The organism is Pseudomonas sp. p106, from assembly GCF_003936645.1.
In the GTDB taxonomy this organism is placed as follows: domain Bacteria; phylum Pseudomonadota; class Gammaproteobacteria; order Pseudomonadales; family Pseudomonadaceae; genus Aquipseudomonas; species Aquipseudomonas putida_E.
The window spans coordinates 129,192-152,243 of sequence record NZ_RHQR01000007.1 but is presented as its reverse complement, the minus strand read 5'-3'; the positions used below and the strand labels follow the sequence as shown (position 1 = coordinate 152,243).

The following is a 23,052-nucleotide window of genomic DNA, read 5'->3' as shown; positions in this document are numbered from 1 at the left end:
GCCGGTAGAGGACCTGCAATGAACCTTCACCCGCACTTACGTCACAGCCTTCTGGCCAGCGCTCTGCTGCTGGCCTCAGGCCTGGCCGTCGCCGCAGAACCTGCGGTGATCGCCAAGGAGCTGCAGCATGCCAAGACCTACACCGTGTCCAGCGCACCGACCGAGCCGTTGCACATGGACCCGCCCAAGCTTCCCGATCTGAGCGGTTACACCGCCGCCGCTGTGCAGAAAAAGATCGACCGCAGCCACAAGGGCAAGGTCAGCGTGCGCCGCATGCTGCAGGAAGAATCGCTCAAGGAATTCATCGGCGGCGACAACAAGGCTGCCGAGTGGGTACAACGCCAGCACGGCATCCCCCAGGCGATCTTCGTCGATGACGGCCATGTCGACCTGGTCGAACTGAGCAAGAAGGTGCCCAAGCAGTACCTCAGCGAAGTCGAGCCAGGTGTTTACCTGGCGCGCCTGCCGATCGTGGTCGGGCACAAGGGCATCCTCGAGATCGACGGCAAGGTCAAGCAACTGCGCCTGTCCCAGGAGGGCGGCGCGTTCCTGGTCAATGACGGCAAACTGTTCGTCAGCGACACCCAGGTCACTGGCTGGCGCGAGAAGGACAACGGCCCGGCGACCTTCCGCTCGCCCAATGAATTCCGCCCGTTCCTGCTGTCGTGGGGCGGCACCGAGACGTACATCGTCAACACCAAGATGGCCAGTTTTGGCTATGCCAAGTCCAAGTCGTACGGTGTGAGCATCTCGCAGTACACCCCGAACATGGCCAAGCGCATGGGCCGCCCGGAGCCCACCGGCTGGATCATCGGCTCGGAATTCAGCGACATGTGGTACGGGTTCTACTGCTACGAGACCCAGGACTTCGTGGTCAAGGACAGCACCTACCGCGACAACATCGTCTACGGCATCGACCCGCACGACCGTTCGCACCGCCTGATCATCGCCGGCAACACGGTGTATGGCACCAAGAAAAAGCACGGGATCATCGTCTCGCGTGAGGTCAACGACAGCTGGATCATCAACAACAAGAGCTACGACAACAAGCTGTCGGGCGTGGTGATCGACCGTAACAGCGTCAACAACCTGATCGCCTACAACGAAATCTACCGTAACCACACCGACGGCATCACTTTGTACGAAAGCGGTGACAACCTGATCTGGGGCAACAAGCTGATCAACAACCGTCGCCACGGCATCCGCGTGCGCAACAGCGTCAACATCCGCCTGTACGAGAACGTCGCCATGGCCAATGGCCTGGTTGGCGTGTACGGGCACATCAAGGACCTGTCCGACACCGACCGTGACATCGCCCTCGACCCGTTCGACACCAAGGTCTCGCTGATCGTGGTCGGCGGTGAGCTGGCGGCCAACGGCTCGGGGCCTCTTTCGATCGATTCGCCGCTGTCGGTGGAGCTCTACAAAGTCTCCATGCTCGCCCCGCGCAAATCCAACGGCATCAGCCTCAACGGCATCCTGGGCGAGCGCCAGGACGAAATCCTCGACCTGCTGGTGCGCCAGCAGAAGGCCGTGCTGATCGACCCGGTCGAACGCCAGACCGAAATGATCGATTAAGGAAGCCCAGACCATGACCCCACATTTGATGAAACTGCTGGGCCTGTCCGCCGCCCTCCTGGCCATCAGCCAGGGCGTGCGCGCCGACGAGGTCAAGGCGCCGACCTTTACTGCCGAGCCTTGCTGCCAGCTGTGCCCCGAGGCACACGACGCCAGCCGCTACACCACACGCTACCAGCAGAACTTCACCACGCTGGTACAAGCCAAGGGCGACTGGCTGTTCCGTACCCGCGAAGACCTGCGTACCGAGTTCAGCACCACACCTGCAGGCTACAAGCGCCTGCAGCAAGTGCACGACGCGTTCAAGAAGCGTGGTGTGGAACTGGTGGTGGTGTACCAGCCCACCCGAGGCCTGGTGAATCGCAACATGCTCAACCCGGCCGAGAAAGCCGCCTTCGATTACCAGAAGGCCCTGGGCAACTACCAGGCCATGCTCAAGCGCTTCGCCGGCATGGGCTACAACGTGCCGGACCTGTCGCCGCTGACCAACGAACAGTTGGCGGCCGCCGAGCAGGGCAAGGACTTCTACTTCCGTGGTGACCAGCACTGGACGCCTTACGGCGCCGAACGTGCAGCCAGGATCGTGGCCGACACCGTACACAAGATGCCGGCCTTCGAAGGTATCCCGCGCAAGGAATTCGAGACCCACAAGTCCGGGCGCATGGGCAAGACCGGCACCCTGCACAACGTTGCCGGGCAGCTGTGCGGCACCAGCTACGCCGTGCAGTACATGGACCAGTTCGCCACCGAACCGAAAGGCGCCAGCGGCGGCGACGATCTGTTCGGCGACAGCGGTAACGCCCAGATCACCCTGGTCGGCACCAGCCACAGCGGCAAGAACTACAACTTCTCGGGCTTCCTCGAGCAGTACATCGGCGCCGACGTGCTCAACGTCGCCTTCCCTGGCGGCGGCCTGGAAGGCTCGATGATCGAGTACCTGGGCAGCGAGGAATTCCAGAACAATCCACCGAAGATCCTCATCTGGGAATTCTCGCCGCTGTATCGCCTGGACCAGGAAACCATCTGGCGGCAGATCCTCGCTCTGCTCGACGATGGCTGTGACGCGCGCCCGGCACTGATGAGCGCCAGCAGCACCCTCAAGCCCGGCAAGAACGAGCTGATGGTCAACGGCAAGGGCGGCGTGATCAAGGACCTGGTCAACCGCAACCTGCAGATGGACATCAAGTTCGAAGACCCTTCGGTCAAGGTGCTGCAAGCCACCCTCTGGTACCTCAACGGGCGCCACGAGGACATCAAGATCGAGAAGCCGGAAACCTCCGACACCAATGGCCGCTTCGTCTTCCAGATGCGTGAAGACGAGGACTGGGCCAGCCAGAACCTGCTGGCCCTGGAAGTCCAGGGGCCAGAAAGCGGCACCCAGAAGGTCGAGGCCAAGCTCTGCAAACGCAACAACTACGCCGTGCCCGCGCAAACCGCGCAAGCCGGCCAGTGAGGCGATCATGACTGCATTCAAGCGAATCTTCAGCCCGGCCCTGCTCGTTCTGGCCCTGTACGGAGGTGCCGCGCATGCCGCGCTGGTACCGCCCCAGGGTTATTACGAGGGGATTGAAAAGATCAAGACCAGCGACGGCAACTTCCGCTGCGAATCTGCGCCCAAACCTTTCACGGGCGCGCTGCAATTTCGCAGCAAGTACGAAGGCTCGGACAAGGCTCGGGCGACCCTGAACCGGGACTCGGAACAAGCCTTCCGCGACTCCACCAAAGACATCACCACCCTTGAGCGTGGTGTCGCCAAGATGGTCAACCAGTACATGCGTGACGGCCGCCCGGCACAACTGGACTGCACCCTGACCTGGCTGGGCACCTGGGCGCGCGCCGATGCGCTGATGTCCACCAACTACAACCACACCGGCAAGTCCATGCGCAAATGGGCGCTGGGCAGCATGAGCGGCTCGTGGCTGCGCCTGAAGTTCTCCAATTCGCAGCCACTGGCAGCACACCAGGCCGAGGCCGAGCTGATCGAGAAGTGGTTCGCCCGCCTCGCCGAGCAGACCGTGCGCGACTGGAGCAACCTGCCGCTGGAGAAGATCAACAACCACAGCTACTGGGCGGCCTGGTCGGTGATGGCCACCGCCGTGGCCACCGACCGCCGTGACCTGTTCGACTGGGCGGTGAAGGAATACAAGGTCGGCGCCAACCAGATCGACGACCAAGGCTTCCTGCCCAACGAAATCAAGCGCAAGCAGCGTGCCCTGGCCTACCACAACTACGCCCTGCCGCCACTGGCGATGATCGCAAGCTTTGCCAAGGCCAATGGCGTGGACCTGCGCAGCGAAAACAACTTTGCCCTGCAGCGCCTGGGTGAAGGCGTGCTGTACGGCGCCCGCGACCCGCGCCACTTCGCCGAGCGCGCGGGTGAAAAACAGGACATGAAGGACCTCAAGGTCGACGGCAAGTACGCCTGGCTCGAGCCTTGGTGCGCGCTGTACCAGTGCGTGGGCGACACGCTTGAGCGCAAACACCGGATGCAGCCGTTCGACAGCTTCCGCCTGGGCGGCAACCTGACCCGGGTCTATGACCCGAGCGCGCAATCCAAGAAATGAGCGTTGCCTGAATGGGGGCCGCTTTGCGGCCCATCGCGACGCAAGGCCGCTCCTGCAAGGACGGCGCTGAATCTGTAGGAGCGGCCTCGCGTCGCGGAACGAGGGCCAAGCCCTCGCCAGCGGTATTGAAGCAACAAAGGTTTCCTCCAGTTTCTCACTGGGGGGTTTGGGGGGCGCTTTGCCCTGGATGCTGTGAACAATTTAGGAGAACCGGGATGGTCTTCTCGTCCAACGTGTTCCTGTTCCTGTTCTTGCCGATATTCCTCGGCCTGTACTACCTGAGCGGGCAACGCTATCGCAACCTGCTGCTGCTGGTCGCCAGCTACATCTTCTACGCCTGGTGGCGGGTGGACTTCCTCGCCCTGTTCGCCGGTGTCACCCTGTGGAACTACTGGATCGGCCTGAAAGTCGGCGCCGCCGGCGTGCGTACCAAGCCTGCCCAACGCTGGCTGCTGCTGGGCGTAGGCGTGGACCTGGCGATCCTCGGCTACTTCAAGTACGCCAATTTCGGCGTCGACAGCCTCAACGCGATCATCAGCTCGTTCGGCCTTGAGCCCTTCATCCTCACCCACGTGCTGTTGCCGATCGGTATCTCGTTCTACATCTTCGAGTCGATCAGCTACATCATCGATGTGTACCGCGGCGACACCCCGGCCACCCGCAACCTGATCGACTTCGCAGCGTTCGTGGCGATCTTCCCGCACCTGATCGCCGGCCCGGTGCTGCGTTTCAAGGACCTGGTCGACCAGTTCAACAACCGCACCCACACCCTGGACAAGTTCTCCGAAGGCTGCACCCGCTTCATGCAGGGCTTCATCAAGAAAGTGTTCATCGCCGACACCCTGGCGGTGGTCGCCGACCATTGCTTCGCCCTGCAGAACCCGACCACCGGTGACGCCTGGCTCGGTGCGCTGGCCTACACCGCGCAGCTGTACTTCGACTTCTCCGGCTACAGCGACATGGCCATCGGCCTGGGGCTGATGATGGGCTTCCGCTTCATGGAGAACTTCAAGCAGCCTTACATCAGCCAGTCGATCACCGAGTTCTGGCGCCGCTGGCACATCAGCCTGTCGACCTGGCTGCGCGACTACCTGTACATCACCCTGGGCGGCAACCGCAAAGGCACCTTCAACACCTACCGCAACCTGTTCCTGACCATGCTGCTGGGCGGGCTGTGGCACGGCGCCAACTTCACCTACATCATCTGGGGCGCCTGGCACGGCATGTGGCTGGCAATCGAGCGCGCACTGGGCCTGGACACCAACCCGCAGCGCTTCAACCCGGTCAAGTGGGCGTTCACCTTCCTGCTGGTGGTGGTCGGCTGGGTGATCTTCCGCGCCGAAAACCTGGAGGTGGCCGGCCGCATGTACGGCGCCATGTTCAGCTTCGGCGAGTGGCAGCTGTCCGAACTCAACCGCGCCCAGCTCACCGGGCTTCAGGTGGCGACGCTGGTCATCGCCTACATCACCCTGGCGTTCTTCGGCCTGCGTGACTTCTACCGCAATGCCACCCCGCCGGCAGCCATGCGCACCCCGGCGCAGGTCAATGCCGACGGCTCGCTTGGCCTGGACTGGACCCGGGTGATGACCCGCGCCCTGATCCTGCTGCTGTTCGTGGCCTCGATCCTCAAGCTTTCGGCGCAGAGCTACTCGCCGTTCCTTTACTTCCAGTTCTGAGGTTGATGACCATGACCCGGACATTACGCATCACCTATTCCCTGTCGTTCATCGGCCTGCTGGTAGGCATGGGCGCCTGGTCCACCGGTGGCCTGCAAAGCTTCCAGCGCACCGAACAGATGACCGTGCTCAACGGCAAGCTGGCCAAGGCCGCCGAGACGCACTACGACGACGAGTTCCCGATCAAGCGCCTGGGCACCAACCTCTGGGCCGCGCTGGATTACAAGCTGTTCAACGAAGGCCGCCCGGGCGTAGTGCTGGGCCGTGACCAGTGGCTGTTCAGCGACGAAGAGTTCAAACCGACTGCCGGTGCCGACCAGCTCATGCAGGAAAACCTGGCGCTGATCCGCGGTGTGCGCGACACCCTGCAACAGCACGGCAGCCAGCTGGTGCTGGCGATCGTGCCGGCCAAGGCGCGGGTCTACTCGGAGTATGTGGGCAAGGAGGCGCCAGCCAGCCTGCATGACGACCTGTACAACCAGTTCCATGCCCAGGTCCGTCAGGCCAACGTGTTCGCCCCTGACCTGATGGCCCCGATGGAACAGGCCAAGGCCCGCGGCCAGGTCTTCCTGCGCACCGATACCCACTGGACGCCGATGGGCGCTGAAGTCGCCGCACAGGCTGTGGCCGAGGCGGTCGGGCGCCAGAGCCTGCTCAACGGCGACCCCCAGACGTTCATCACCGAGGCCGGCAACACCGCCCCGTACAAGGGCGACCTGACCAACTTCCTGCCACTGGACCCGCTGTTCAGCAACCTCTTGCCCAGCCCGGACACCCTGCAGCAACGCAGCACGCGCCCGGTCGAGGCCGAAGGTGATGCGGGCGATGCCCTGTTCGCCGACAGCCAGATCCCGGTCGCCCTGGTCGGCACCAGCTACAGCGCCAACCCGCACTGGAACTTCCTCGGCGCGCTGCAGCAGGCCCTGCGCAGCGACGTCGCCAACTATGCCGAAGACGGCCACGGCCCCCTGCTGCCAATGCTCAAGTACCTGCAAAGCGATGCTTTCAAGAACGCCGCGCCACAGGTTGTGGTGTGGGAATTCCCCGAACGTTATCTGCCAATGAAAAACGACCTCAGCAGCTTCGATCCACAGTGGATCGCGCAACTGAAGAACACCCGCAAATCCGAAGAAAACCTGGCCCTGTCGTCCAACCGGACGGACCACTGATAGATAGAGAGGAACACGCACATGACTACCAAGACTTCCATTGCCAAAGCCCTCACCCTCGCAGCAGGCCTGTCGTTGGCTTCGATGCAGGCATTCGCCGGCGCCGACGCTGCCCTGTATGGCCCGACCGCACCGAAAGGCTCGACCTTCGTGCGCCTGTACAACGCCTCCCCTGCACCGGCTGCCGCCAGCGTCGGCAACACCCAGATCAAACAGGTCGGCGCCCAGGCCAGCAGCGACTTCAGCTTCCTCCCGGGCGGTGACTACACCGCGCAGGTCGCCGGCAAGAGTGTCCCGGTCAAGCTCGCCGCAGACAAGTACTACACCCTGGTCAACAACGGCAGCGGCAACCCGCAGCTGATCGAAGAACCGCCTTTCAAGAACAAGCAGAAAGCCCTGGTGCGTGTACAGAACCTGAGCGATCAGGCGCTGGCCCTGAAGACCGCTGACGGCAAGACCGAGGTGGTTACTCCGGTGGCTGCCAAAGGCCGTGGCGAGCGTGAGATCAACCCGGTCAAGGTGAACCTGGCCCTGTTTGCAGGAGACAAGAAAGTCAGCGACGTCAAACCCGTCGCCCTGGAGCGCGGCGAAGCCGCCGTGCTGTACGTCACCGGCTCGGGCAGCAGCCTGTCGCCGGTATGGGTCACCCGCCCAGTGTCCACCAACTGATCCTCTGCCTCTTTAACGACCTTATTGGAGAAACAACATGATCCCGGTAATTCTTTCTGGTGGTAGCGGTTCGCGTCTGTGGCCTTTGTCGCGCAAGCAGTTCCCCAAGCAGTTCCTCGCCCTGACCGGTGAGCACACGCTGTTCCAGCAAACCCTCGAGCGCCTGGTGTTCGAAGGCATGGACGCCCCGATCGTGGTCTGCAACAAGGACCACAAGTTCATCGTCCAGGAACAGCTCGCGGCGCTGAAACTGCAAACCCAGGGCATCCTGATGGAACCCTTCGGCCGCAACACGGCCCCTGCGGTGGCCATGGCCGCCATGAAGCTGGTCAACGAGGGGCGCGATGACTTGATGCTGGTGCTGCCGGCCGACCACGTGATCGACGACCAGAAGGCCCTGCAACGTGCCCTGGCCCTGGCCACCGTGGCCGCCGAGCGTGGCGAGATGGTGCTGTTCGGCGTCCCGGCGACCAAGCCCGAGACCGGCTATGGCTACATCCGCTCCAGCCAGGACGCCCTGCTGCCCGAAGGTGTGGCCCGGGTGGCGCAGTTCGTCGAAAAACCCGACGAAAAACGCGCCGCCGAATTCGTCCAGGCCGGTGGCTACTTCTGGAACAGCGGCATGTTCCTGTTCCGCGCCAGCCGCTTCCTTGAAGAGCTGAAAAAGCACGAGCCCGACATCTATGACACTTGCGTGCTGGCCCTGGAGCGCAGCGACGAAACAGATGATGTGCTGAGCATCGACGAAGCGACCTTCGCCTGCTGCCCGGACAACTCCATCGACTACGCGGTGATGGAAAAGACCCAGCGCGCCTGCGTAGTGCCGATGTCGGCTGGCTGGAGCGACGTCGGCTGCTGGTCGTCGCTGTGGGAAGTGCATGACAAGGACGCCAATGGCAACGTCACCAAGGGTGATGTGGTGGTGCAGGACAGCCGCAACTGCATGATCCATGGCAATGGCAAGCTGGTGTCGGTGATCGGCCTGGAAAACATCGTTGTAGTCGAGACCAAGGACGCGATGATGATCGCCCACAAGGACAAGGTCCAGGGCGTCAAGCAGATGGTCAAGACCCTCGACGAGCAAGGCCGCAGCGAAACCCAGAACCACCTTGAGGTGTACCGCCCGTGGGGCTCTTACGATTCGGTGGACATGGGCGGCCGCTTCCAGGTCAAGCACATCACCGTCAAGCCGGGCGCCAGCCTGTCGCTGCAGATGCACCACCACCGGGCCGAGCACTGGATCGTGGTATCGGGCACCGCCGAGGTGACGTGCGATGAAAACGTGTTCCTGCTCACCGAAAACCAGTCGACCTATATCCCGATCGCCTCGGTCCACCGCCTGCGCAACCCGGGCAAGATCCCGCTGGAGATCATCGAAGTGCAGTCCGGCAGCTACCTGGGCGAGGATGATATCGAGCGCTTCGAGGATGTGTATGGGCGCACGTCCACTCCCGTCGAACGTGGCGTATCGGTGAAGACCATCGCGCAGTAAGCTACGAGCTGCAAGCTACAAGCACAGCGGGTCGGCGGTGTACCTACAGATGTGGGGCCACCGCCGACCCGCTTTTCTCTTGCAGCTTGCCGCTTGCAGCTTGCAGCTGGCCGCTCCAAGATGTCCGAAGACTCGAACGGGAATCGGACCACATGATCATCGGCGCCTTCCTCATCCTCACCTGGCTGGTACTGCTGCTGCGTTACCCGGCCAAGGCCCTGCCGATCTCGCTGGCCGCTGTCTGCGGCCTCGGGCTGGTCGCGCTGTTCGTCGTCTGGCAGGACACACGCGAAGCTTCGCAACTGGCGCGGCTTGACCTGCGCCTGACCTATGCCCCGGATCAATGCCCCGCCGACCGTGCCTTGAAGGTACACATGAAAAACGGCAACAAGGCTCCGCTGACAGAACTGCGCTGGCGGGTCGGTGCCTATGCCCCGGGCGATACCATCAACCTGGCCGAAAACACCTACAGCGCACCGCGCTATCGTGGGCCGGGCGAACTGCAGCCTGGGGCAGAATGGACCGATTGCCTGCCACTGCCGCCACTGCGCGCCGGCTACCGGCCGCAGACACTGGAGTTTCGTGCCGAGCATCTACAGGGTACATTCGCCAACTGATACGGTGCCTGCTCTGGCCCTATCGCCGGCAAGCCGGCTGCCACAGGTTCACCGCTGCCCGCAGGTTCGGGGTACTTCTGGGAGCTGCCTTGCCGGCGATAGGGCCAGCCCAGCCTATACATAACTTACTTTGAGCACAGGCCTGCCCAATGCCCACCGTCCTGATCACCGGTTGTTCCAGCGGCATCGGCCGCGCCCTGGCCGAGGCTTTTCGCGATGCCGGCCACGACGTTTGGGCCACCGCCCGTAAAGCCGAAGACGTCGAACACCTGGCCGGCGCCGGTTTCACCGCCCGGCAGCTTGACGTCAACGACGCCGAGGGCCTGAAGCACCTGGCCGAGGAGCTGGAAGCACGCCACGGCCCGCTCGACATCCTGGTCAACAACGCAGGTTACGGTGCCATGGGCCCCCTGCTCGATGGCGGCGTGGACGCCCTGCGCCAACAGTTCGAAACCAATGTGTTCGCCGTGATCGGTGTAACCGGTGCACTGTTCCCGCTGCTGCGCCGTGCGCGTGGGCTGGTGGTCAACATCGGCAGTGTATCGGGCGTACTGGTCACGCCGTTCGCCGGCGCCTACTGCGCCTCCAAGGCTGCCGTGCACGCACTGAGCGACGCCCTGCGCCTGGAGCTTGCGCCTTTCGGCATTCAGGTGATGGAAGTGCAACCGGGGGCGATCGCCTCGCAATTCGCCAGCAATGCCCAGCGCCAGGCCGATCAGGTGGTAGCGGCGCAGTCGCCGTGGTGGCCGCTGCGCGAGCATATCCAGGCGCGGGCCCGCGCCTCGCAAGACCGGCCCACATCCGCGGCGCAATTTGCCCAAGGGCTGCTGGCGGCCACGCGCAAATCGCCTGTGCCAGCGGTGGTGCGGCTGGGCAATGGCAGTACGGCGTTGCCGCTACTGGCACGCTGGCTGCCACGCCGGTTACTGGCCTGGGTACTGCGCAAACGCTTCGGGCTGCTGCGACCGCTCTGATTCACCGCCCAGGTGGATCACCTGCCCCCATTTGCGCTCGGCCATGCCGCGGGCGTAATGACGCTGCAGGCGCCGGGCAACGTCCCGCGTGCCGTTGTTGACCAGGATATCGGTATGCGGCACCTGCTCCAGCAACGCCTGTACGCCCTGTTCGGTGCCCAGGTCAGCGGCAACGCCAATGATCCGTGCCTTGGGCAAGCGCTCACGTATCGCTTTCAGCGCAGCGTCGACCAACGCCTGGGTGCGGTCGTTGAGCACGACCTCGGCGCCGGCGGCGGCAAGGTCTATGGCGGTAGACAGGCCCTGCCCTGCCATCGAGCCACTGATGAGTGCGCGCTTTCCATTGAGGGAGAGGTGCATGGCTGCCTCCGCTTGATCACACCTTTGTCGTCGGCTGCCCGTCGAACGCCTGCCAGCCACCACCCAAAGCCTTGTACAGCCCGACCAATGCCTGCGATACCGCCGCCGAACTGTCGATCCACTGCTCTTCGCTGGCCAGCAACGCACTCTGTACGGTCAGCACGTTGAGAAAGTCCACTGCCCCTTCCACGTACTGACGCTGGGCGGTTTCCAGGGCGATGCGGTTCTGCCGCACCGCTTCGGCCAAATGATCACGGCGCAGCTGGCTGGCGTTGTAAAGGCGCAACACATCGTCGATCTCGTGCCAGGCACCGAGCACCACCTTGCGGTAGTTGAGCGCCGCCTCCTGCTGCTGCGCCTCACGCAGCGCCAGGGTGCCCTTGAGCCGGCCACCCTCGAAGATCGGCAACGACAGCTGTGGGCCGAAGGCAAAGCGGCGCGAGTCCCAGGCGCCGAAATCCGACAGTTGCATGGACTGGAAGCCGACGCTGCCGGACAGCCGGATGCTGGGGTAGAAATCCGCCTTGGCCACGCCAATGCTGGCAGTGGCCGCATGCAGCCGCGCCTCGGCCTGGCGGATGTCCGGACGGCGCTCGGCCAGCTCGGACGGCAAGCCGATCGCAAATTGCTGCTGCGGCGCGGGCAACTCCCCGCCCTCAAGCAACTGTGCCTGCAAACTGCGTGGCGGCTCGGCCGCCAGCAGGCTGAGCGCGTTGATCAGGTCGTCGCGCCGGGCCTCCAGGCTCGGTAGACGAGCCTCGATCGAGGCAACCTGGGCACTGGCCTGGGCCACGTCGAGCCGGGTGGCGACACCCTCGGCCTGGCGATCCTGGGACAGCTTCAGGCTGTGCCGGGCGACCTTCAGGTTGTCGCGCGTGACATCGAGCGTGTGCTGCACGGCACGCAACTGGATGTAGTTGCCTGCGGTTTCCGACAACAGCGCCAAGAGCACACCGCGCCGGTCATTCTCGGCCACTTCCACCGTGGCGTCGGCAGCCTCCACCTGCCGGCGCACCCGGCCCCAGAGGTCCAGCTCCCAACCGGCGACCAGGTCGCCCTGCCACAGGTTGAACGCCGACTTGCCTGCTTTGCCAGACGGGTCGCTGAGGCCTTCGGCACTGTTACGGGCGCGGCTGTAGCCGCCATCCACATCGACCGACGGCGCCTGGTCGGCAGCCACCGTGCTGCGCAAGGCGCGGCTTTGCAGCAGCCGCGCACTGGCGATCTGCAGGTCGAGGTTACGCTCGGCCACCTGCTGGATCAGCGCACTCAGGCGCGCATCGTGGAAGGTCTCCCACCAACGCAGTTCAAGCGGTTCTGCTTGCGGCTGGCTGGGTGCCGCCTGGCCCTGCAGCGGTGCCCATTGCTGCGGGGCCTGGCTGTCCGGGCGTTTGAAGTCGGGGCCCAGGGTGCAGCCGGCCATCAGCACGGCCAGCAGCAAGGGGCTCAAGCGTACTGCCGGTTTCATCGTGCACTCACCTCTTTGCCACTGAACGTGTCACCACGGGTGTCGATGGTCGCTTCCACCGACATGCCCACACGCAGGCGCGCAAGCAACGGCTGGCCGTCATCGAAAACGATTTTCACCGGGATGCGCTGCACGACCTTGGTGAAGTTGCCGGTGGCGTTGTCGGGTTTTACTGCCGCGAAGGTCACGCCAGTTGCAGGCGCAATGCTTTGGACATGGCCCTTGAGGGTTTCACCGGAAAAGGTATCGACGCTGATACTGACAGGCTGCCCCGGCTGCACATGGGTCAGCTGGGTTTCCTGGAAATTGCCGACCACATAGGCATGCTGCAAGGGCACCACCGACAGCAGGCGTGCGCCCGGGTTGACGAAGGCGCCAACGCGCAGGGCACGCTCACCGACCATGCCATCCACCGGGGCAGTAATGCGCGTGTAGGACAGGTCCAGCTGAGCTTTTTCAACGCCCGCTTCGGCACGCTTGAACTGCCCATCGGCGCTGGCGACCTGAGCGCTGAGGATGTCCACCTGCTTGCGCGCGGCAACCAATGCAGCCTGGGTATTGGCCAGCCGTGCGCGGGCCTGGTCGACCCGGCTGCGCGCCTGCTGGGCATTCTGCACGGTGCCGGCCCCCTGCTGGGCGAGGCGGCTGTAGCGGTTGACCTCATGGTCGGCGAACGATGCTTCGGCCTGCGCTGCCTTCACCGCCGCCTCGGCCTGGGCAATCAATGCCGCCTGGCGTTCCAGGGTGGCACGGGCATCGGCGCTTTGCGCCTTGGCCACCAGCAACTGGGCCTGCGCGGCATCCAGGGCGGCCTGGTAGTCACGCGCATCGATGGTCGCCAGCAACTGGCCGGCCTGCACCTGCTGGTTGTCTTCGACTAGCACTTGCTTGACGAAGCCGGCCACCTTGGGCGCCACTACGGTGTAATCGGCGATCACGTAGGCGTCGTTGGTGCTTTGCCGGTGGTCACTGCCGAGCAGCCAGGGGCCGACGATACCCGCCAGCACGGCCACGGCGAGTACCGAGCCGATCACGATTGTCTTGCGCTTGTTGGTCATTTTCAGCGGTCTCGAATTCATCCGGGCTCAGGCCACCGCGCGCGGTGGGTAGACCCGGGTAGGCACGAAAGGAATCAGGCAGATCAGCGCCACGGCGATACCGGCCATGACCAGGTAAAGGTCAGCCGAAGTCAGCACCAGCGCCTGGTCATGGATACGCTTGGCAAGGCCCGCAGCGTTGTCATCGATCAGCGGGGCGTTGCCCAGGCTGTCCACCAGGTGGTTGGAATGAAAGTGTCGGCGCAGCGTGCTGAGGGCATCCAGCAGGCCACCGGCGATCACTGCGGCGAGCCCCTTGACGGTGTTGAACCAGCTGGAGGCGAATGGGCCTTCCTGCGGGCTCATGCCATTGGTGGAGAGCATCAGCAGCGGCAGTACCGCCATCGGTTGGCCGAACACCTGAAGCAGGTAGAAAGGGTAGAAATCACCACGGATCCACTCGGAGGTCAGCAGGCTGCTGCCGATGCACGACAGCGCCAGCATCGCCAGCCCCGTGGCCAGCACCCAGCGGCAGTCCACCGCACGCAGGTTGCACAGTGCCGCCGTCAACGGCAGGGCAATCAGTTGCGGCATGGCCACCAGCATCATCAGCGGGCTGGTTTGCGCCGGGCGATACCCTTGGATTTGCGCAAGATAGGCAGAGGGAATGCTGCCCACACCGGAAAGCACCACCAACACGCCGGCCAGGGTGACCAGCGCGAAGCTCAGGTTGCGGCGCGACAGCATGCGCAACTGGAAGAACGGCAGCGGCTCGGACCATTCGTTGTACAGGAACAGCACCAGCAACAGCACGCCCCCGCCCAGCAGCCAGCAGATCAGCGGCGAATCGAACCAGCCCCAGCGGTCCCCTAGCGACAGGCCCAGGACAATGCAGCTGATGGCCGGCAGGCCCAGCAACACGCCGCGCCAGTCGAACTGCTTGAAGCGCTCCAGGCGCAGCGGGTCCTGCGGCAAGCCCCAGCCGACACAGCACATGGCCAGGGCCGAGGGCAGGATGATCTGCCAGAACGCCCACTGCCAACCGACGTATTCGGTCCACAACCCGGCCAGCGGCGTGCCGAGGTTGGGCCCGAAGGTGGCCGTCAGGGCATAGCAGGCCAGGCCGTAGACCTTGATGCCCGGCGGCAGAAAACGCAGCGCCACGCTCATGAGCATCGGTGGCAAGGCGCCCGCTGCAAAACCCTGAAGGATGCGCAGCAGCATGAGGCTGTGCAGGTTGGGGGCCAACGGCTGCAGCAACCCCAGCAGCGCAAACAGCCCGACCGCGCTCATGGTGAAGCGGCGCAAGGAGAAGGTAGTGGCCAGCCACGGCGCGAAGGCCATGGCCGAAACCGACGCGGCGCTGTACACCGCCAGCAGCCAGGCGCCCTCGTCGGCGCCGATGCCCATGCCCCCGCGGATATCGGCCAGGGAAATCTTGGTCACCGACTCGTTGAGGCCGGCGCACAGCACGGCCAGCAACACGCCGAACAGCCCGACCACCACGCGCAGGCCGAACGCCGACTGCACGGGCGCAGCCGGCGCGGGGGCGGCGGCGATCGCGGTGGCAGGGGCGGACAGGGAACTCATGGGTAGACAACTCCAGCAACAATTTTATGGCTGGGGCAAGTCTAAGAAAGTCGAATGCTTACGAAAACTGACTTATCGGCAGCTTTATATTGCGTTTGACGCAATCCGCCCCAGCCGCCGTAGGGCGAAGCGGGTTTATGGATCGACACTGCAGCAGGTTTTCAGGATCTGCCGCAACCAGCGGTGGGCCGGATCGTTGTGATAACGCGGGTGCCAGGCCTGCAGCACGGTTACCCGCTCCAGCGGCACCGGAATCTCGAACGAGCGCAACGGTAAGCCGAGCTTGTGCACACTGTTGAGGATATTGGCGGGCATCGGCAGGATCAGGTCCGAATCCGGCAGCGAGAACAACGCCGAGTGGAAGCTCGGCGTGATCAGCGCCACGCGCCGCTGCACCTTGAAGTTGGCCAGTTCGACGTCAATCGGCCCATTGGCGCGGCCACGCCTGGATACGCTGATCTGTGGATAACTGGCAAAGCTCTGCGGTGTGATCGGCTGGTCGAATATGGGATGGTCGCGCCGCGCCAAACCCACGTAGTAGGTCTGGAACAGGCTCTGCACCTTGATCTCCGGGCCCAGGTCGACGGTCGAGCTGATGATCAGGTCGGTGCGCCCGTCGCGCAGCACGCTATCGTCATCACCGCCGGGGCTCTCGGGCACGAAGCGCAGGACCGTGCGCGGGGCCTGCTCATGCATGCGGCGCAACAGCATGGCGCCATACAGGGCAATGAACAGGTCATTGGTGCGGATGTTGAAGGCTCGGTCGAGCTTGGGCAAATCCACCTCTGCAGCACTGCGGAACACCTCACCGGCCTGCTCCACCAGCGCCGCCACCTGCTCGCGCAGGGCCAGCGCCCGAGGTGTCGGTACCAGGCCACGACCCGCGCGTACCAGGATCGGGTCGCCCAAGGCATCGCGGATACGCCCGAGGGTCCGGCTCATCGCCGCCGGGCTGAGGTTCATGCGCTGCGCCGCACCGACCACACTGCCTTCATCAAGCAGGGCGTCAAGGGCGACGAGCAGGTTCATGTCCGGGAGTGGCATGGCCGATTTCCGTGGCAGTTGTGGGAACGCGATGTTAACAGGTCGCATGATTGCACCAGACGCAATGCGTTCGTGCGTGGAGGGGCATTTATCTCGAGGGCGAGATGAGCCATTAATAATGCTGTGGCTGTACCGGCCCTATCGCCGGCAAGCCGGCTCCTACAGGTGCCCCACTGCCCTGCGATCGGTGCATTACTTGTGGGCCGGCTTGCCGGCGATGGGGCGGTACAGGCAACCGACCAGCCAGTTTTTCAGCAAGGAACCTCCATGCCCAGCCCCGTCCTGATCGCCATCGACGCGTCCCCTGCCTCGACCGCCCTGCTCACCCTCGCCCGCCGCTACTGCCGGCCCGACGAACACGAACTGCATGTACTGCTGGCCATCGACTCGACTTTCGCGGTGCACAACAAGCCTGCGCCCTACACCGCCGAGGAACTGGAGCAATACCCTGCCGCCTGTGAGGAACAACGCCTCGGCGACCGCGCCGTGGCCGAGGCTGTTGCATGGCTAAAGCAGGCCGGCTTCACCAGCCACGGCTGCATGGTCGCCGGGCAACCGGTCGAGGCCATTGTCGCCAAGGCACGGGAACTGCAATGCGAGCTGATCATCATGGGCCACCGGCACCTGTCGCGGCTGGGGCGGATGCTGGATCCGTCGATCAGCACTAAAGTGATCGATCGGGTTGAGGTGCCAGTGCTGGTGGGAGCGGCTTGAGGGGACATTTTCAAAAGCCATGGCTCACTCTTGACGAATAGCCAGCTCCCGCTCGATCTGCTCGACAGTGGGCAAGCTTGCCTGCAGCTCTTCCGGCAAGGTATTGATCAACTGAAATTCAGCGACACCAATGGGTTGAGACTTGCCGCGTAACGCGTACTCGGCCACCACCTTGTTCTTGCCTTTGCACAGCAGCAAGCCAATCGTGGGGTTGTCTTGCTCTAGCTTCATCTGTAAATCAACTGCAGTGAGGTAGAAGCTCAGCTGACCCAGATGCTCCGGCTTGAACTTTTCTGCCTTCAACTCAATGACTACATAACAACGCAGCTTCAGGTGGTAAAACAGAAGATCGATATAGAAGTCATCACCTCCGACTTCCATATGCACTTGGCGGCCGACGAAGGCAAAACCTGCCCCTAGCTCAAGCAGAAATTGGGTGATGTGCTCCACCAACGCTGCCTCGATCTCTCGTTCACTCGCCTCTTGGGTTACATTCAGGAAGTCGAAAAGATAAGGATCCTTTAGAAACTGGCGAGCCAGGTCAGTCCCTGGCGGTTGCAAGAGCGCCGAAAAATTTGAAACACCATTACCCTCGCGCTCCAGCAACCTGGACTCGATATGCATCTGCAAGGTCGACCGTGACCAACCGCACTCCGATGCCCGCACTGCATAAGCAAGCCGCTCTTGTGGCTTTTTTAACTTGGTCAGCAACACCAGATTATGGCCCCATGGCAATTGTCCAACAGCCTGTTGGACAATTGCTTCCTCTGGCCAAGCCTCAGCAAATGCTCGCATATACATCAGATTGGCTCGTGAGAACCCCTTCATCGCGGGGAACGCAGTTTTGAGGTCATGAGCCAGCCGCTCTATGACTTTCGCTCCCCAACCTTGAGCCGCTTGGCGTTCGACAATATCTCGCCCAAGATGCCAATAAAGACCCACCAGCTCCCGATTCACGGCAAGGCTGGCCCTTTGCTGGGCTTTTTGAATACGACCTTTCAGGTCAGCTAGCCAAGCGCTGTAGCCCTGAGGGGTGTCGATCAGGGATAGCGTTTTTTCGGGCATGGGATCAGAGTTCCTCGAACAATCGATGGGTTGCTTTCGTGACAACCCAGGCTGCTCCGATGGAAAAGCACCGCCAAGAGCTCCAGCAGGCGATTTCTCCCTAAATCAAGTAGGATATTTCCCAATCCCTCCCTGAGCTCAAAACTAACGTTCTTACGGCATCCCGCGATAACAGTTTCATTCCTCCCTCTTCACCACCACCGTACACGTCGTCCCCGCCGCCAGCAGAAACCCGTCCGGCACTTCATCAATGTGAATCCGCACCGGTACGCGCTGGGCCAGGCGCACCCAGTTGAAGGTCGGGTTCACATCGGCAATCAGCTCGCGGCTCTGCGGGTTGTCGCGGTCGTAGATACCGCGGGCGATGCTCTGCACGTGGCCCTTGAGCCGTTCGCCGCTCATCATCTGCAGCTCAGCCTGGTCACCCACCTTCACGTGCGGCAGCTTGGTTTCCTCAAAGAAGCCGTAAACCCAGAACGAGTTTTCATCGACCACTGCCATCACCGCCTCACCGGTCCGCGCATAGTCACCTTTGTGGATATTCAGGTTGGTCACGTAACCATCGACCGTGGCAACGATCCGGGTGCGCTTGAGGTTCAGCTCGGCCGCTGCCAGTGCTGCCTGGGCCTGTTGATAGTCGGCCAGGGCGGCGTTGGCGATGTTGCTGGCGTCGTCGCGGTTTTCCTTGGAGATCACTAGGTTGTCCATGTCGGCACGGCGCCGGGCGTTGACCTTGCGCATCTCCCAGGTGGCCTTGCGCGAGGCGACCAGCGCCTTGGCCTGGTCGACAGCCAGCTGGTAGTGCTCGGGGTCGATGCGGATCAGCAGGTCGCCCTTCTTCACCCGCTGGTTATCCTTGACCGGTACGTCCACTACATAACCGGGCACGTCGGCGGCGACATTGATGATGTCGGCCCGCACGCGGCCGTCACGGGTCCAGGGCGTGGTCATGTAGTGCAGCCACAACTGGCGACCGATCACCACGGCAGCGGTCAGCACCAGCAAGGTAGCGATCAGGCTGAAGAACTTTTTCATCGAAGGATTCTCACCAGTAGAGCGACAGCGCCAGGGCGCCGAACAGGCAGACGAACAGGCTCAGGCGCAACAGCGCCGGGTGCCAGAAGAAGCGGTAGCCATCATGGCTGGCAATGAAGCGGTCCAGGCCCCAGGCCAGGCCCAGGGCGAACAGGAACATCAAGGTCATGGTGGGCATGTACACGCCATGAAAAGCGATCTCACGGGGCATGATTTCACGGAACATCGTGCAATCCTTTCGTCGTAGCCAACGGCGACTGTGGGTCGAGCAGGGAGGAACGGATGAAGTGCAGGTAGCTCTGCGCGCGGCGTAACACCGAGGTGTCGAAGTGCCGGGCGAAGGGTTCGTCAGTGGCCTGCACGCGGCTGATGGCGTGGTCCACCGCCACCAGCGCGCGCTCGTGGTTGCTGGCGCTGGGCTGCAGGAACAGTCGTGCCAAGGCGCGGCCCATGACACGGATGGCCTGGCGCCACGGCTGCGACTCGGCATACGCCGGGTGGATTGGTGCGCGGGCCTGCTCCTTGCGCAGCTCGATGACCGCGTGGCCGATTTCCAGCACGGTGAACATCCAGCCCATCAGCTGGCTTTGGACCTGCGGCTTGCCGGCAGCCAGGCCATAGGCCTGGTGCAACAGGTCACGGGTGCGGCTTTCGAAAGCCGAGCCCAGACCGCGCAGGCGACCGCTGATGGCGAACAGCACCTGCTCGCGCAGCTCCTGCTCCAGGCGGCTCCACAACCAGCGGCTGTTGGGCGGCAGGATGATCGCCCCGGCCGCAGCGCAGACGAACATGCCGATGACCATGCCGATGTAGTCGTTGATGAAGGTGTAAGGGTCGTACACGGTCAGGTTGTTGGGCACCGAACCGATGGCGAAGAACACCAGCAGGCCTATGCCGTAACCTGCGTAAGCCGGCCGCGAAGACAGGAACGCGCCGAGCACGAACACCGGCGCCAGGACCATGCACAGCAGCGGGAAACCATCGATCCAGGGGAACACGAAGAAGGTTTCGAAGAAGCCGACGAACGCGCCGATCGCCGTGCCGCAGGCCATTTGGAACGACATGCGCTTGGGGTTCGGCGAAGCCGCCGACAGGCCCACGGTGACGGTGGCGATCAAGGTCATCATGGCCCCGCTGGGCCAGTCGCTGAGCAGCCAGTAGCTACCCAGCAGCAACAGCACCGCCGAGGCGCGCACGCCAGCGGCCAGCGACACCAGCCAGCTGGTCCGGGCCACGTAAGGCTCGTCCCACTGCTCGCGCGCGTGCGTGTGCGCGGCCAGGGAGGCATGGGTTTCGGCGTAGCTGTACATCTCGTCGACGAAGCGATAGAGCAGTTCGAAAGCGGTATGGAAATCCAGCAGGTCGGACTCGCTGGGCTCGGTCAGCAGGTACTCGGCGCGCAGGCCGCGTACCTGAGCCTGCAGGCCCTCTTTGTAGGCCGCCAGTTCCAGCGTCAGGCGCAGTGCATCGGCATCGGTCAGCGCACGCCCTACATAGGGCTCAAGCAGCTCGACCAAGGTGTTCAGGCCCGGCTCGATGGCCCCGACGATCTGCAGCGGGCCGCGGGCGCGCAGGCGCTCAAGCAACCGGTGCAGGGCGTTGAAGCGCGTGGTGATGGCCATGAACTCGCTGTTCATGCGCACCAGCCGGCCAGAGCGCCTGCGCATGTGCGGGTCTTCGAAGGCGGTGACGTTGCGCAGGCTTTCCAGGCCGACCGCCTCGGCGACGAAACGCACGTTGCTGGTTTCGAAACGGTCACGCTGGCTGTCACCGCGCAAGGCCTCGACCACCACCCCGGCGAACACACCAAAACGCTGGTACAACGCATTGCGCATGGCGGCGCTGGCCGATTGCGGCAGGATCGCGGCGCTGACGAAGGTCGAGACGAGAATGCCCAGGGCAATCTCCAGCACGCGCCACACCGCTGCCATGAACGCCTGGTCAGGGTGCTCCAGCACCGGCAGGCCGATCATGGCTGCGGTGTAACCGGCCAGCACGAAGCCATAGGCGCGCAAGGTGCGGTAGCGCATGGCGCCCGCCGAACACAGGCCCACCCACAGCGCCAGGCTGGGCAGGAACAGCTCAGTGTTCTGCGGGAACAGGGCGATCAGCGCCACCATCATCGCCGAGCCGGCCAGGGTGCCGAGCACCCGGTAGAAGCTCTTGGCGAAGACATGGCCGCTCTGCGGCTGCATGACGATGAACACGGTGATCATCGCCGTGCGCGGCTGCGGCAGCTCCAGGCGCATGGCCAGCCACAAGGTGATGAACGCAGCGGCGAGCACCTTGAAGATGTAGACCCAGGTCACCCCGTCGGTACGCGCCCAGGCAAAGAAGCCACGGCGCCACTCCAGGCTGTGCAGCCAGCGCAGGGGCAAGCTCGATGTACTCATTCGGCGTGGTCCGGTTTGCGTTCGAAAACAGCCAGGGTGGCCGGGGTTTTCGGCGCCGCCTGGCGCTCCTGCTCAGGCACGTCCTTGCCGGCCTGCAGGCCACCGCCCAGCGCGGTCACCAGCTCGGCATGGGCGATCAGGCGCGCGGCCTGCACCTGCTGCTGCACCTGCTGCTGACGCAGCAGCAAGGTCTGGGCATTGAGCACGTTGAGGTAGTCGGTCAGGCCGCGCTGGAAGGCGACCATGGCAATATCGTAGGTTTTCTGTGCAGCGGCCACGGATTCGGCGGCGAAGTGGGCCTGCTCCTTCATCGACTCACGGCGGATCAACTGGTCGGAAATGTTCTTCAGCGCGCCGATGACCGTCTGGTTGTAGTGCGCCACGGCCACGTCATAGCCCGCCGAGGCCACACCCAGCTGCGAGCGCAAGCGGCCACCGTCGAAGACCGGCAGGCTGATGGCCGGCCCGACGTTGTAGTTGAACTTGCGCCCGGTAAGGAATTCCAGCGGCCCGCCACCGGTGGCCATGAAGCCCAGGCTGCCGACCAGGTCGACGTTGGGGAAGAAGCCGGCGTGGGCGACGTCGATACCACGCGCCTGCGCGGCCACCTGCCAGCGGCTGGCGACCACGTCGGGGCGCTGGCCGACCAGCTCGGCCGGCAGGGCCGACGGCAGTTTCAAAGGGGCGGCGAGGGCCAGGCTGGGGCGCTGGATCTGCGCGCCCTCACCCGGCCCCTTGCCCGCCAGCGCGGCCAGCTGGTTGCGGGTAAGGGCGATTTCTTCGTCCAGGCTATCCAGCTGGCGGTGGGTTTCGGGCAACGGTGCTTCGGCCTGGCTGACCTCAAAATGGGTACCGATACCGCCGTCCAGGCGGCGCTTGGCCAAAGCCAGGATCTGCTCCTGCTGCTCCAGCTGGGCCTTGACGATGTCGCGCTGGGCGAAGTGCAGGCTGAGCTGAATGTAGGCACGCACCACATTGTTCTGCAGTTCCAGTTGCGCCTGGCGGGCCTCGGCCACGCTCATGTGTGCCTGGTCCACGGCCTGTTCGCTGGCATTGCGCTCGCGCCCCCAGAGGTCCAGGGCATAGCTGAAGCCGATGGCGGCGTTGTTGTCCCAGGTGTTGGCACCCGACAGTGCGCCAGGGCCATAGAACTGGTCTTCAGGCCAGTTGTGGCGTTTGAGCGACGCCTGGCCGTTGGCCTGCAGCTTTTCTGCCGACTCGACCACACCGGCCATGGCCTTGGCTGCGCGCACCCGCGCTGCGGCCATGGCCAGGGTCGGGCTACCGGCCATAGCCAGGTCGAGCCAACGATCGAGCTGTGGATCACGGTAGGCGTGCCACCACTGCTGGTCGGGCCAGTGGGCATCGCTGGCGGCTTCGCGGATGGCCGCATCGGTGGTCAGGGTATTGGCTTGGAGGGTCTTGCTTTGTGGGGCAATGCCCCAGGTTCCGATACAGCCGCTCAAGGTGAGGCTAAGGGCACAGGCACTGAACGCCTGAAGCGTTCTGATGATGCGACGCGGCACAGCTGCGATTTCCCGAGGAAGAGGTGGAGGGCTGGGCAATTCTAGGGGGCGGCCGCACTGGCGATAAGCGCAGATTCCTGC

At 63.7% G+C, this 23,052-nt stretch carries 20 protein-coding genes; 10 read left to right on the top strand and 10 right to left on the bottom strand.

Going from position 1 to position 23,052, the window contains the following annotated elements:
- Positions 1 to 18: 18 nt before the first annotated feature.
- The 9 genes from algG to EGJ09_RS11340 all read left to right on the top strand — a co-directional run bounded on the left by algG (position 19) and on the right by EGJ09_RS11340 (position 10,739).
- Positions 19 to 1,578 carry a mannuronan 5-epimerase AlgG gene (algG, locus tag EGJ09_RS11385; RefSeq protein ID WP_115273614.1) on the top strand — a complete coding sequence of 520 codons (1,560 nt, stop codon included), beginning with the start codon at positions 19 to 21 and terminating at the stop codon, positions 1,576 to 1,578.
- Positions 1,579 to 1,591: 13 nt separating this feature from the next.
- Positions 1,592 to 3,031, top strand: coding sequence for an alginate O-acetyltransferase (locus EGJ09_RS11380; RefSeq protein WP_115273613.1), 1,440 nt, complete (start codon positions 1,592 to 1,594; stop codon positions 3,029 to 3,031).
- A 7-nt stretch (positions 3,032 to 3,038) separates the two neighbouring features.
- The gene (locus EGJ09_RS11375; protein WP_012312810.1) at positions 3,039 to 4,142 is read left to right on the top strand and encodes a mannuronate-specific alginate lyase; all 1,104 of its coding nucleotides are present in this window, start codon (positions 3,039 to 3,041) and stop codon (positions 4,140 to 4,142) included.
- Between the two features lie 215 nt (positions 4,143 to 4,357).
- Positions 4,358 to 5,818: an MBOAT family protein gene (locus tag EGJ09_RS11370; RefSeq protein WP_012312809.1), complete on the top strand. Its 1,461-nt coding sequence runs from the start codon at positions 4,358 to 4,360 to the stop codon at positions 5,816 to 5,818.
- A gap of 11 nt (positions 5,819 to 5,829) precedes the next feature.
- Positions 5,830 to 6,987, top strand: a complete 1,158-nt coding sequence (locus EGJ09_RS11365) for an alginate O-acetyltransferase (RefSeq protein ID WP_046784812.1) — start codon at positions 5,830 to 5,832, stop codon at positions 6,985 to 6,987.
- A 21-nt stretch (positions 6,988 to 7,008) separates the two neighbouring features.
- Positions 7,009 to 7,656 carry an alginate O-acetyltransferase AlgF gene (locus tag EGJ09_RS11360; RefSeq protein WP_115273612.1) on the top strand — a complete coding sequence of 216 codons (648 nt, stop codon included), beginning with the start codon at positions 7,009 to 7,011 and terminating at the stop codon, positions 7,654 to 7,656.
- Between the two features lie 37 nt (positions 7,657 to 7,693).
- Positions 7,694 to 9,148 (top strand): mannose-1-phosphate guanylyltransferase/mannose-6-phosphate isomerase, encoded by a 1,455-nt coding sequence (locus EGJ09_RS11355; protein ID WP_125923859.1) that lies wholly within the window; start codon positions 7,694 to 7,696, stop codon positions 9,146 to 9,148.
- A 152-nt stretch (positions 9,149 to 9,300) separates the two neighbouring features.
- Positions 9,301 to 9,765: a hypothetical protein gene (locus EGJ09_RS11350; protein WP_046784810.1), complete on the top strand. Its 465-nt coding sequence runs from the start codon at positions 9,301 to 9,303 to the stop codon at positions 9,763 to 9,765.
- Positions 9,766 to 9,914: 149 nt separating this feature from the next.
- Positions 9,915 to 10,739: an SDR family oxidoreductase gene (locus EGJ09_RS11340; RefSeq protein ID WP_125923858.1), complete on the top strand. Its 825-nt coding sequence runs from the start codon at positions 9,915 to 9,917 to the stop codon at positions 10,737 to 10,739.
- Here the strand turns inward: EGJ09_RS11340 and EGJ09_RS11335 are convergent.
- From EGJ09_RS11335 to EGJ09_RS11315, 5 genes are all read right to left on the bottom strand, one after another.
- The gene (locus EGJ09_RS11335; RefSeq protein ID WP_125923857.1) at positions 10,689 to 11,099 is read right to left on the bottom strand and encodes an SDR family NAD(P)-dependent oxidoreductase; all 411 of its coding nucleotides are present in this window, start codon (positions 11,097 to 11,099) and stop codon (positions 10,689 to 10,691) included. The genes EGJ09_RS11340 and EGJ09_RS11335 overlap by 51 nt on opposite strands.
- A 16-nt stretch (positions 11,100 to 11,115) precedes the next feature.
- Positions 11,116 to 12,567, bottom strand: a complete 1,452-nt coding sequence (locus EGJ09_RS11330; protein WP_125923856.1) for an efflux transporter outer membrane subunit — start codon at positions 12,565 to 12,567, stop codon at positions 11,116 to 11,118.
- Positions 12,564 to 13,625, bottom strand: coding sequence for an HlyD family secretion protein (locus tag EGJ09_RS11325; RefSeq protein ID WP_115273609.1), 1,062 nt, complete (start codon positions 13,623 to 13,625; stop codon positions 12,564 to 12,566). The genes EGJ09_RS11330 and EGJ09_RS11325 overlap by 4 nt, the downstream gene beginning before the upstream one ends.
- Positions 13,626 to 13,652: 27 nt before the next feature.
- Positions 13,653 to 15,194: an MFS transporter gene (locus tag EGJ09_RS11320; protein WP_125923855.1), complete on the bottom strand. Its 1,542-nt coding sequence runs from the start codon at positions 15,192 to 15,194 to the stop codon at positions 13,653 to 13,655.
- Between the two features lie 135 nt (positions 15,195 to 15,329).
- Positions 15,330 to 16,238: a LysR family transcriptional regulator gene (locus tag EGJ09_RS11315; protein ID WP_115273607.1), complete on the bottom strand. Its 909-nt coding sequence runs from the start codon at positions 16,236 to 16,238 to the stop codon at positions 15,330 to 15,332.
- A gap of 267 nt (positions 16,239 to 16,505) precedes the next feature.
- Between EGJ09_RS11315 and EGJ09_RS11310 the strand changes: the two genes are divergently transcribed.
- A complete protein-coding gene (locus EGJ09_RS11310) occupies positions 16,506 to 16,952 on the top strand; it encodes a universal stress protein (protein ID WP_119688301.1) in 447 nt (148 codons plus the stop codon).
- 24 nt (positions 16,953 to 16,976) lie between these two features.
- Here EGJ09_RS11310 and EGJ09_RS11305 read toward each other — a convergent pair whose 3' ends face one another.
- From EGJ09_RS11305 to EGJ09_RS11285, 5 genes are all read right to left on the bottom strand, one after another.
- Positions 16,977 to 18,017 (bottom strand): YhcG family protein, encoded by a 1,041-nt coding sequence (locus tag EGJ09_RS11305; protein WP_115273605.1) that lies wholly within the window; start codon positions 18,015 to 18,017, stop codon positions 16,977 to 16,979.
- Positions 18,018 to 18,194: 177 nt separating this feature from the next.
- Positions 18,195 to 19,052, bottom strand: a complete 858-nt coding sequence (locus EGJ09_RS11300) for an HlyD family secretion protein (protein ID WP_115273604.1) — start codon at positions 19,050 to 19,052, stop codon at positions 18,195 to 18,197.
- 10 nt (positions 19,053 to 19,062) lie between these two features.
- A complete protein-coding gene (locus tag EGJ09_RS11295; protein ID WP_008097766.1) occupies positions 19,063 to 19,263 on the bottom strand; it encodes a DUF1656 domain-containing protein in 201 nt (66 codons plus the stop codon).
- Between the two features lie 4 nt (positions 19,264 to 19,267).
- Positions 19,268 to 21,445, bottom strand: coding sequence for an FUSC family protein (locus EGJ09_RS11290; protein ID WP_046784802.1), 2,178 nt, complete (start codon positions 21,443 to 21,445; stop codon positions 19,268 to 19,270).
- Positions 21,442 to 22,971, bottom strand: coding sequence for an efflux transporter outer membrane subunit (locus EGJ09_RS11285; RefSeq protein WP_115273602.1), 1,530 nt, complete (start codon positions 22,969 to 22,971; stop codon positions 21,442 to 21,444). The genes EGJ09_RS11290 and EGJ09_RS11285 overlap by 4 nt, the downstream gene beginning before the upstream one ends.
- Positions 22,972 to 23,052 lie beyond the last annotated feature (81 nt).

Excerpts from the sequence above, each read along its gene's own strand:
- algG (WP_115273614.1), top strand. The coding sequence starts at position 19 with ATGAACCTTCACCCGCACTTACGTCACAGCCTTCTGGCCAGCGCTCTG.
- EGJ09_RS11380 (WP_115273613.1), top strand. The coding sequence starts at position 1,592 with ATGACCCCACATTTGATGAAACTGCTGGGCCTGTCCGCCGCCCTCCTG.
- EGJ09_RS11375 (WP_012312810.1), top strand. The coding sequence starts at position 3,039 with ATGACTGCATTCAAGCGAATCTTCAGCCCGGCCCTGCTCGTTCTGGCC.
- EGJ09_RS11370 (WP_012312809.1), top strand. The coding sequence starts at position 4,358 with ATGGTCTTCTCGTCCAACGTGTTCCTGTTCCTGTTCTTGCCGATATTC.
- EGJ09_RS11365 (WP_046784812.1), top strand. The coding sequence starts at position 5,830 with ATGACCCGGACATTACGCATCACCTATTCCCTGTCGTTCATCGGCCTG.
- EGJ09_RS11360 (WP_115273612.1), top strand. The coding sequence starts at position 7,009 with ATGACTACCAAGACTTCCATTGCCAAAGCCCTCACCCTCGCAGCAGGC.
- EGJ09_RS11355 (WP_125923859.1), top strand. The coding sequence starts at position 7,694 with ATGATCCCGGTAATTCTTTCTGGTGGTAGCGGTTCGCGTCTGTGGCCT.
- EGJ09_RS11350 (WP_046784810.1), top strand. The coding sequence starts at position 9,301 with ATGATCATCGGCGCCTTCCTCATCCTCACCTGGCTGGTACTGCTGCTG.
- EGJ09_RS11340 (WP_125923858.1), top strand. The coding sequence starts at position 9,915 with ATGCCCACCGTCCTGATCACCGGTTGTTCCAGCGGCATCGGCCGCGCC.
- EGJ09_RS11335 (WP_125923857.1), bottom strand. The coding sequence starts at position 11,099 with ATGCACCTCTCCCTCAATGGAAAGCGCGCACTCATCAGTGGCTCGATG.
- EGJ09_RS11330 (WP_125923856.1), bottom strand. The coding sequence starts at position 12,567 with ATGAAACCGGCAGTACGCTTGAGCCCCTTGCTGCTGGCCGTGCTGATG.
- EGJ09_RS11325 (WP_115273609.1), bottom strand. The coding sequence starts at position 13,625 with ATGACCAACAAGCGCAAGACAATCGTGATCGGCTCGGTACTCGCCGTG.
- EGJ09_RS11320 (WP_125923855.1), bottom strand. The coding sequence starts at position 15,194 with ATGAGTTCCCTGTCCGCCCCTGCCACCGCGATCGCCGCCGCCCCCGCG.
- EGJ09_RS11315 (WP_115273607.1), bottom strand. The coding sequence starts at position 16,238 with ATGCCACTCCCGGACATGAACCTGCTCGTCGCCCTTGACGCCCTGCTT.
- EGJ09_RS11310 (WP_119688301.1), top strand. The coding sequence starts at position 16,506 with ATGCCCAGCCCCGTCCTGATCGCCATCGACGCGTCCCCTGCCTCGACC.
- EGJ09_RS11305 (WP_115273605.1), bottom strand. The coding sequence starts at position 18,017 with ATGCCCGAAAAAACGCTATCCCTGATCGACACCCCTCAGGGCTACAGC.
- EGJ09_RS11300 (WP_115273604.1), bottom strand. The coding sequence starts at position 19,052 with ATGAAAAAGTTCTTCAGCCTGATCGCTACCTTGCTGGTGCTGACCGCT.
- EGJ09_RS11295 (WP_008097766.1), bottom strand. The coding sequence starts at position 19,263 with ATGCCCCGTGAGATCGCTTTTCATGGCGTGTACATGCCCACCATGACC.
- EGJ09_RS11290 (WP_046784802.1), bottom strand. The coding sequence starts at position 21,445 with ATGAGTACATCGAGCTTGCCCCTGCGCTGGCTGCACAGCCTGGAGTGG.